Annotated in this window: 3 protein-coding genes; all 3 read right to left on the bottom strand. The window is 67.7% G+C overall.

The window, feature by feature from the left end:
• Window positions 1–66 precede the first annotated feature (66 nt).
• Genes ACTIFJ_RS15315 through wrbA form a run of 3 tightly spaced genes read right to left on the bottom strand, consistent with a single transcriptional unit; the run spans window position 67 to window position 2021 of the window.
• Window positions 67–873: an alpha/beta fold hydrolase gene (locus ACTIFJ_RS15315; RefSeq protein ID WP_439534980.1), complete on the bottom strand. Its 807-nt coding sequence runs from the start codon at window positions 871–873 to the stop codon at window positions 67–69.
• Entirely contained in the window at window positions 873–1406 is a 534-nt protein-coding gene (locus tag ACTIFJ_RS15310) for a VOC family protein (protein WP_439534979.1), read from the bottom strand. Before ACTIFJ_RS15310 ends, ACTIFJ_RS15315 begins: the two co-directional genes overlap by 1 nt.
• Before the next feature lie 12 nt (window positions 1407–1418).
• A complete protein-coding gene (wrbA, locus tag ACTIFJ_RS15305; RefSeq protein ID WP_439534978.1) occupies window positions 1419–2021 on the bottom strand; it encodes an NAD(P)H:quinone oxidoreductase in 603 nt (200 codons plus the stop codon).
• Window positions 2022–2072: the final 51 nt, after the last annotated feature.

Here is a 2072-nt window from a genome sequence, read left to right as displayed (position 1 = left end):
TGCGGCCCCAGCCGCCGGAGGCATCTTGTTACCGCCGGAAGCACTTTCCATGAACGTGGACGCCGCCTAGCCGACGCGTTGCCACCACTCTTCCAGCAAGGCGTTGAACGCCCCGGGCTGGTCGAGATTGGCCAGATGCCCGGCGCCGGCCAGTGTCTGCGCTTCGGCCCCGGCCTCGGCCAGCGCTGCCACGATCGCCTGGCGCTGCGGCGTGTCGCTGTCGCCGACCACCGCCAGCACCGGCATCGCCAGTTCGGCCACCATCGCCGAATCGCCGGCCAGCACGCCGCGCCCGGCCAGCAGGTCGCGCCCGACATAATCGGCCAGCATTGCGGCCAGCGTTGCAGCCCCCCTGTCACTGGTCAACCGAACCAGCGGATGCGCGGCCCAGATCGCCCGCAGCGTTGCCAGATCGCCGGCCTGTGCCGCCGCCGTCATCGCCGCCACCGGCACCGCCTCGTCCGGCCCCGCCACGCCGTCGAGGGCGCTGCCCTGCAGCACAAGCGACGCCACGCGGCCGGGCGCCCGCGCCGCCACGTTCAGCGCGACTTTGCCGCCCTGGCTCATCCCTAGCAGGTGGAAGCGCGACAGCCCCAGCGCATCGGCGATATGGAGCACATCATCGGGCTCGGCGCCGACATCGGCCGGCGCGTCGGACTGGCCGAAACCCCGCCGGTCGATCCCCACCAGCATGAAGCGGTCGGTCAGCGGCAGCTGCGGCAGCCACAGCCGCCGGTCGAGCGTCCAGCCATGCAGCAGCAGCACCGGGACACCCTCACCGAGCGTTTCCACCGCCAGTGACCCGCCTGGCACTGGCACCCGCCGCACCTGCCCGCCCGGCCACCGGCCGGGAGAGCCTGAGGTGCCGGGCATCAGGCCGTGTGGCGATAGGGGTTGTTGTTGCGCCAGTCCCCGGCCATCCACCGCGCCAGCTCGGCCTTGGCCGTCGCCCGCCGCTGGGAGTCGCCGGCCGCGGCGTCCTCGGCGTCATGGGTGAATTCGAGGATCATGCCGTTCGGGTCCTTCACATAGACCGAGCGGCAATAGCCATGCTCCAGCACATAAGTATCGGGCGGCTGGATGCCGGCGTCGGCGATCCGCTGCTCCAGCGCCCGCTGGGTGTCGGGGTCGACGTTTAGCGCGACATGGATGAACGGGCTCGGCGGCAGGTCCGGGCCGAATTCGGCCTGATCGGCCGGATCGGCGAACTGGAAGAAGGCCAGCGCCGACCCGTCCTCCAGCTCGAAGAAGCAATGGGCATAGACCCGCTCCTTGCCGAACAGCTCGTCCTTCTCGGTATAGGTGGCGACCAGCGGCAGGCCGATGATGTCCTCGTAAAAGGCCCGGGTCGCTTCAAGGTCCTTCGATACATAGGCCGTGTGGTGCAGCCGCGATGGTCGCCTCATTGTGTCCTCCGTTTATCCAAACAGTTTGACCGCCAGCTTGGCGACATGATCGCCCTGGAAGCGGGCGCCAGCCAGCTCGTTCTCGCTCGGCATCCGGCTGCCGTCGCTGCCGGCGATGGTCGATGCGCCATAGGGCGTGCCGCCGGAAATCTCGCTCATGATCGTGTTGCCCTCGAAGCTGTAGGGCAGGCCTACGATGATCAGCCCATGGTGCAGCAGTGTGGTGTGGATGCTGGTCAGCGTTGTTTCCTGCCCGCCATGCTGGCTGGCGGTCGAGCAGAAGGCGCTGCCGATCTTGCCGATCAACGCTCCCTTGGCCCAGAGCCCGCCGGTCTGGTCGAGGAAGTTGCGCATCTGCGCGGCCATGTTGCCGAACCGCGTCGGCGTACCGATGATGATCGCGTCATAATCGGCCAGCTCGCCCGGCGTGGCGATCGGCGCCGCCTGCTCGGTCTTCAGCCCGGAGGACTTTGCTACCTCATCGGGCACCAGCTCCGCCACCCGCTTCACCACCGCCTCGGCACCATTGACCCCATTCACGCCCTCGGCCATGGCGTTCGCCATCACCTCGGTATGCCCATAACTCGAATAATAAAGGATCAGTACGCGCGCCATCAAACACTCCTGCAAAAGAACCTAGAAGCTGAAGCTCACCTCAGCTCCATA

Origin of the sequence: Polymorphobacter sp. (assembly GCF_051860865.1) — a bacterium.
Lineage (GTDB): Bacteria > Pseudomonadota > Alphaproteobacteria > Sphingomonadales > Sphingomonadaceae > Sandarakinorhabdus.
Note: the sequence above shows the minus strand (reverse complement) of the source record. Positions and strands in the feature narration are given on the sequence as shown.

Bases quoted from the DNA above. Each gene is read 5' to 3' on its own strand.
- wrbA (WP_439534978.1), bottom strand. From the start codon at position 2,021: ATGGCGCGCGTACTGATCCTTTATTATTCGAGTTATGGGCATACCGAG.
- ACTIFJ_RS15310 (WP_439534979.1), bottom strand. From the start codon at position 1,406: ATGAGGCGACCATCGCGGCTGCACCACACGGCCTATGTATCGAAGGAC.
- ACTIFJ_RS15315 (WP_439534980.1), bottom strand. From the start codon at position 873: ATGCCCGGCACCTCAGGCTCTCCCGGCCGGTGGCCGGGCGGGCAGGTG.